We start from the raw sequence: 5,626 nt of genomic DNA, 5'->3' as shown, positions 1-5,626 counted from the left end.
ACACCCGGGGTGACTCCTTCAGTGGCGGAGATTCCCGGGAACATATCAAACGGGCGCTCGTGGGCTACGGGGCCACCGACGTGCTTTTCAGCCAACGCGGACACCGGAGCGCCATCGCCTTCAGGGGCGGCGGGAGGCAATTCCGCATCGTTCTTTCGCTGTCGCAATCCGACGAGATTCCCCTCGGCCGAGGGGACACAGCGGAGGGCCCTGTCCGCGAAGCGAAGTCAAAAGTGATCGAACGGGCCAACCGCAGGTCTTGGCATGCCCTTGCCCTGGCAATAGATGCCAAACTCGCGGCGGTGGCGGCTGGGATTTCCACCCTGGAATCGGAGTTCCTGGCCCACGTGGTTCTCCCGGGGAACCGCACTGTGTTCGACGAACTCGAACCCGTCATCGACTCCGCTTACCGCTCCGGCCGGCGTCCCCTTTTCGGTGATTCGGCCCCGTCCACACCCGCCGCAGCCCCGGAGATCCCGGCAGACGTCCCGGTCCTGCACCCGGTACCGGGGCCGGCAGCCCTCGGGTGGGCATAGCTGCCTGGATTGGATTGGCTTCTCCGCCCTTTAGCGCGCCAATAGGGCGTAGACTCCGGGTACGTCGGACGCCATGTAAGCCCGTGCACGAAAGCCCTGAAAGGCACCCTCAATGACCGAGAGCAGCATCCGCGACCAGTGGCACCGGCTTCCTTCCACCGTTACCCAGTGGCTGATTGATAACCCAGGCTGCGTGATCCTTCCCCGGACCTTGTCCGCGGAAATCATTGCGGCAACGGGCCAGCCCCTCCACCAGGACCTTCACGGCGAAACCGCGCTCGGGCAGCAGGACGTGGATTTCATCCGGATGAAATCGCGCGAGGCCGAAACCGGGCACCCGGACACCGATTACAAGTTCTTCGACTCCGTGCAGCCCTAAGCCCGAGGGCGCCGCACCGGGAACGCAGCTCTATGGCGTTCCGTCAGATTGTGGCGAGGGCTCCTTTGGCGCTTTCCACCAGCACGTGGGTGCCGGCCTGCACATGGACCACTTCGCCGTCGATCTGGCAAGGAACAGCGTTCCGGGTTGTAAAGGCATAACTGCTGACGCTGGGTTGATGCCCCAGTCCCAGCGTGACGGCCCGAAGGGTCATCAGCGCCATCTTCCAGCGGCCGGCATGGGGCAAGGTCACCACCTCGAACTTTCCGTCGTCCGGGTGATGGGACTCGCTGACCGTTCCATACTTGGCCATCCGGGAAATGTTGGCCAGGATCAGGCTGTCGAAGCGCGCGGTGGCCCCGTCGTCCCGCACCAGCTCGAACGGCCTCAGGCCGGAGAGCGTCCGGGCAACCGAGATGAGTTCGAGGATTTTCCCCTTGCCGCCCTTCTCGATGCCGATGGCCATCAACGGCGTGAGCCCGAACCCTATGTAGGAGTGGGCGTAGTGGACCTGCTCCCGGAGCGGACCGCGGAAGGTGATGCGCAGCAGGTCGATGCGGCGGACCCGGTTCGCGCGGATGGCCCCGGTCAGTGACTTTTCCGGCATGCTCCGGTGATGGTCGTTTGCGTTGCCGGCAGGAAGGACGGTGCACACCGCCCTGCTGCCGGGGATGTCCAGCACCCCGTTGACAACCTCGTTGTACCCGCCGTCGCCGCTGACCGAAACGATGAGCGGGGCTCCTTCCGTGGCCGCGGAACGCGCCAGGTCACGGGCATGACCCGCGAAGTCCGTCGGCAGGAGTTCAACATGGAGACCCGGCACATCAGCGGTGATATCCCGCTGCAGGGCATCGATCCGGTTTTCCATTCCGGCCCTGGACGGATTGAAAATCAGGACAACCCTGTCGAACGGGCCGGCAGGTGCGGGGTCATCAGCCATGGCGCCATCCTCCCACGGTAGCGGCGGCCGTGTGGGACAGGTCCCCGGCCGCACGCTGATTCGAAGCCCTATTCCACAGTCCAAAGGGCAGCCGGTTCCACCCCGCGGACCTTCCTTTGCCTGCGCAGCACAGTGGGCCCCGCGGAATTAGGGTGCGGCGTCCCCGCTCCCCGTTTCCGACCAGAAGGCCAGGATGTGCCGGGTGACTTCGGCAGGTGCCACGAGGAGCGGCGCCACGTGGCCGCCTCCCGCCACCTGTATGAACCGGCCGTGCGGAATGGTACGAGCTGCTCGGTCCGCCTCCGCCATATCGAGCAAGGCGTCGTTCCTGCTGGCCAACATCAGGGCCGGCACCTGCAGCCGCGGCAGGACCGGGCGGAGGTCCGGACGGTGCAGCATGACGGACTGCATGGACCAGTATTTGCCCATCTTGTCGCCCCGGCGGAACGACTCCGTGATGGCCGCCGCAGCCGCCGGCTCGGTTTTGGCCGAACCCTTGCCACCCAGGGCGTCCACGACCATCGAACTGAACGGCCCGGGCCCCAGAACGCGGAAGAGGTACACCAGCAGGGCCGACCGGCGGCGCTCGGCCTTGGAAAGCGGGTACGGGGGTGTGCCGATGGTGGTCAGCGTCCGGCAGCGCGACGGGAAGCTGTCCGCAAACACAATGCCCACGTGCCCGCCCCACGCGTTCCCCACCCAATCCACGGGCGCCGAAACGTCCAGCGCATCAAGGACCTCCGCGGCGGCCTTCGCGCAGTCCTGGAGTGAGTAGAGCCTTCGCAGCCCCGGGCTCCCGCCGTGGCCAGGCCCGTCCAGCAGGATAAGCTCGCGCTCCTTGGACAGGTCCTCCACCACGCCCTCGAAGGTGCTGGAGTCCACAAACAGGCTGTGCCACAGCAGGGCCGGCTTTCCCGCGCCGGACCGGCGGACCTGGATGGGACCAAGGTTCGTTTCAACCACGGTCGAAGAACTGTCCAGGAGCATGGCCGCCTCCACGAGGTAACTGCTTTGCTTGCAAAGCCTAGGGATGCAGTCTTCTCCACGGCCATGTCCGCGTCAATGCAAAGGCCGCTCACGGCGGCGGCGCTGCCTGCTGGTCCTCCCCTGAAGGTCCAAGCCGCGTGCCGCCGTCGTACTTCCCCGCCTGGGTTCCTGCGGCGACCCCTTGACTTTTTTCTGATCAAAGTCATAATTGAGTGTAATCAGTTATCCGCGTCAACCTATTCCAGAAGGAACACCACACATGCGAGCATTCGTCGTCGCCCAGTACAAGGAGCCGCTGCGGGAAGCGGATGTGCCCGAGCCCACGGTCGGCGAGGGCGACGTGCTGGTCCAGGTCCACGCAGCGGGCCTCAACCAGCTGGACGAGAAGATCCGCCTAGGTGAGTTCAAGCAGATCCTTCCCTACAAGCTCCAGCTGGTCCTCGGTAACGATGTGGCGGGTACGGTTCTGCGCATCGGAGCAAAGGTAAGCCAGTTCAAGCCCGGCGACGAGGTCTACGCCCGCCCGGCCAAGGACCGCATCGGTACCTTCGCTGAACGGATCGCCGTCGCCGAGGAAGACTTGGCACTGAAACCCGCGTCAGCCAGCATGCCGGAAGCCGGATCGCTGCCGCTGGTGGCACTGACGGCATGGCAGGCCCTCGTGGAGCAGGGCAACGTGAAGCCTGAACAGAAGGTCCTCATCCATGCCGGCGCCGGCGGGGTGGGCTCCATCGCCATCCAACTCGCCAGGCACCTGGGCGCTGACGTGGCCACCACTGCGAGCGCGGCAAACGCCGACTTCGTCCGCAGCCTGGGCGCGGACACGGTGATCGATTACCGCGCTCAGGACTTCGAAGAGCTGCTCACCGGTTACGACCTGGTGCTGGACAGCCTGGGCGGGGAGAACCTCGAAAAGTCGCTGCGCATCCTGAGGCCCGGCGGCAAGGCAATCGGGATCTCCGGCCCGCCGGACCCGGCATTCGCCCGCGAGGCAGGCCTCAACCCCGTGCTGCGCCTGGCAATCGCCGGACTCAGCAGCAAGATCCGGCGGCAGGCGAAAAAGCTCGGCGTCAGCTACGAGTTCCTGTTCATGCGCGCCAGCGGCGAGCAACTGCGCCGCATCACCGAACTGGTGGACGACGGCGTGCTGCGCCCGGTGGTGGGCAAGGTCTTCGACTTCGACAACACCTCTGAGGCACTGCAGTCCCTCGCCGGCGGTGGCATCCGCGGCAAAGCCGTGGTCACGCTGTAACCGCCCGCATCCCCTTCAGCCAAACAGAGCATCCAGGAGAACAACCGTCATGAGCAATCCCGGGAACGACTCCGTCATCACCTCATATGCCGATGCTCCAACCAGGACCGTCGCCGCCGGTGGCACCACCTACGCCTACCGCGAGCTGGGACCCAAAGGCGGCATCCCGGTCGTGTTCTTTGTGCACCTCGCCGCCACCCTGGACAACTGGGATCCGCGCATCACCGATCCCATCGCCCGGAACCGCCACGTCATCACCTTCGACCAGCCCGGCGTGGGCGCCTCCACAGGACAGGTTCCCGGCAGCATCGAGGAAATGGCTGACGACGCCTACACCTTCATCCGGGCCCTCGGGTTCGACATGGTCGATGTCTTCTCCTTCTCGCTTGGTGGCATGATCGCCCAGGACCTGGCCCTCAAGCACCCCGGGCTTGTCCGCAGGCTCGTGCTGACCGGCACCGGCCCGCGGGGCGGCAAGGACATGGACAAGGTGGTGGGCATTACGTACTTCGACATCTTCCGCGCGGCACTGACCCGGTCCGACCCCAAAGAGTTCCTGTTCTTCAACCGCAACGCCACCGGCAAGCCCGCCGCAAAGGCGTTCATCAGGCGCCTCCAGGAGCGCACCGTGGACCGGGACAAGCCGATCAGCACCGCCGCGTTCCAGACGCAGCTGAAGGCGATCCGGAAGTTCGGCCGCTCGGCCCCGGCGGACCTGTCCAAACTCACCCAGCCCACGCTCATCGCCAACGGCGACAACGACCGCATGGTGCCTTCCATCCTGTCCGAGGACCTGCACCGCCGTATCAAGGGATCCGAGCTGGTCATTTACCCGGACTCCGGCCACGGCGGCATCTTCCAGCACCACGCCGCCTTCGCCCCCGCCGCCGTCGACTTCCTCGCCGGGTGACGCGCCGGACCTATACTCCTTACTGAGCCCAGTCAGTTACACCGAGAGGAACGCCATGCCCGTCGCTTCCCAGCCGCTTGGACGCCGCGAGCGGAACAAGCAGCAGAAGCTCGAGCGCATCATTGCCGCCGCCAGCGAGCTGTTCGCCGAGAACGGGGTGGAGGATGTCACCACGCAGCAGATTGCGCAGAAGGCGGACATCGGCACCGGAACCCTCTTCCTCTACGCCAAGTCCAAGGGCGAGCTCCTCCTGCTCGTGCAGAATGCGAACTACGCCGAAGCACTGGAGCGGGGCCGGGCCGACGCCGAAACCATCCCGGATGCCCTGGATGCGGTGATGGCCATCGTGCGGCCCATCGTGGAATGCAACCGCAGCCAGGTGGACAACGGCCGCACCTACCTGCGGGAGATGGTCTTCGGCGACCCGACGGAGCCGCACCACGGTGAAGCGCTGTCCATCGTCGCGCAGACCGAGGAGGCCATCGCGGCCGTCCTAAGCCGGAATGGGCTGATGGCAACCGATGCGGCCGCAACCGCGGCACGCATCGTCTCGGCGATCATGTTTATCAGCATGGCAGCCAGCGTGAACGCCGGCGCGGGCATCGAGGCGATTGTGCAGGAC

The 5,626-nt window shown here is 65.7% G+C and carries 7 protein-coding genes; 5 read left to right on the top strand and 2 right to left on the bottom strand.

Annotated features, from left to right (window positions below; all coding sequences use genetic code 11):
* Window positions 1–536, top strand: a 536-nt coding sequence (locus tag P2Q66_RS17550; RefSeq protein WP_275730218.1) for a hypothetical protein, incomplete at its 5' end; no start/stop codon positions are given.
* 112 nt (window positions 537–648) lie between these two features.
* On the top strand, window positions 649–915 hold the full coding sequence (locus P2Q66_RS17545; RefSeq protein ID WP_275730217.1) for a hypothetical protein: 267 nt from the start codon (window positions 649–651) through the stop codon (window positions 913–915).
* 43 nt (window positions 916–958) lie between these two features.
* On the opposite strand, the gene P2Q66_RS17540 is transcribed toward P2Q66_RS17545, so the two are convergent.
* On the bottom strand, window positions 959–1,855 hold the full coding sequence (locus tag P2Q66_RS17540; RefSeq protein WP_275730215.1) for a diacylglycerol kinase family protein: 897 nt from the start codon (window positions 1,853–1,855) through the stop codon (window positions 959–961).
* A 147-nt stretch (window positions 1,856–2,002) separates the two neighbouring features.
* Window positions 2,003–2,818, bottom strand: a complete 816-nt coding sequence (locus tag P2Q66_RS17535) for an alpha/beta hydrolase (RefSeq protein ID WP_275730214.1) — start codon at window positions 2,816–2,818, stop codon at window positions 2,003–2,005.
* Between the two features lie 283 nt (window positions 2,819–3,101).
* On the opposite strand from P2Q66_RS17535, the gene P2Q66_RS17530 reads away from it, so the two are divergent.
* The 3 genes from P2Q66_RS17530 to P2Q66_RS17520 form a co-directional block, all read left to right on the top strand.
* Window positions 3,102–4,094 carry an NADP-dependent oxidoreductase gene (locus P2Q66_RS17530; protein ID WP_275730212.1) on the top strand — a complete coding sequence of 331 codons (993 nt, stop codon included), beginning with the start codon at window positions 3,102–3,104 and terminating at the stop codon, window positions 4,092–4,094.
* A gap of 49 nt (window positions 4,095–4,143) precedes the next feature.
* Window positions 4,144–5,004 (top strand): alpha/beta hydrolase, encoded by an 861-nt coding sequence (locus P2Q66_RS17525; protein WP_275730211.1) that lies wholly within the window; start codon window positions 4,144–4,146, stop codon window positions 5,002–5,004.
* Between the two features lie 55 nt (window positions 5,005–5,059).
* A partial coding sequence (locus tag P2Q66_RS17520) for a TetR/AcrR family transcriptional regulator (RefSeq protein ID WP_275730209.1) occupies window positions 5,060–5,626 on the top strand: 567 nt, incomplete at its 3' end.

The organism is Arthrobacter sp. Cr_A7, from assembly GCF_029222765.1.
Taxonomy (GTDB): domain Bacteria; phylum Actinomycetota; class Actinomycetes; order Actinomycetales; family Micrococcaceae; genus Arthrobacter.
The sequence above is the reverse complement of the archived record's forward strand: the minus strand, read 5'-3'. Positions and strand labels throughout refer to the sequence as shown.

What these genes read in the sequence shown, in the direction of transcription:
- P2Q66_RS17545 (WP_275730217.1), top strand. Translation starts at nt 649, where the DNA reads ATGACCGAGAGCAGCATCCGCGACCAGTGGCACCGGCTTCCTTCCACC.
- P2Q66_RS17525 (WP_275730211.1), top strand. Translation starts at nt 4,144, where the DNA reads ATGAGCAATCCCGGGAACGACTCCGTCATCACCTCATATGCCGATGCT.
- P2Q66_RS17540 (WP_275730215.1), bottom strand. Translation starts at nt 1,855, where the DNA reads ATGGCTGATGACCCCGCACCTGCCGGCCCGTTCGACAGGGTTGTCCTG.
- P2Q66_RS17530 (WP_275730212.1), top strand. Translation starts at nt 3,102, where the DNA reads ATGCGAGCATTCGTCGTCGCCCAGTACAAGGAGCCGCTGCGGGAAGCG.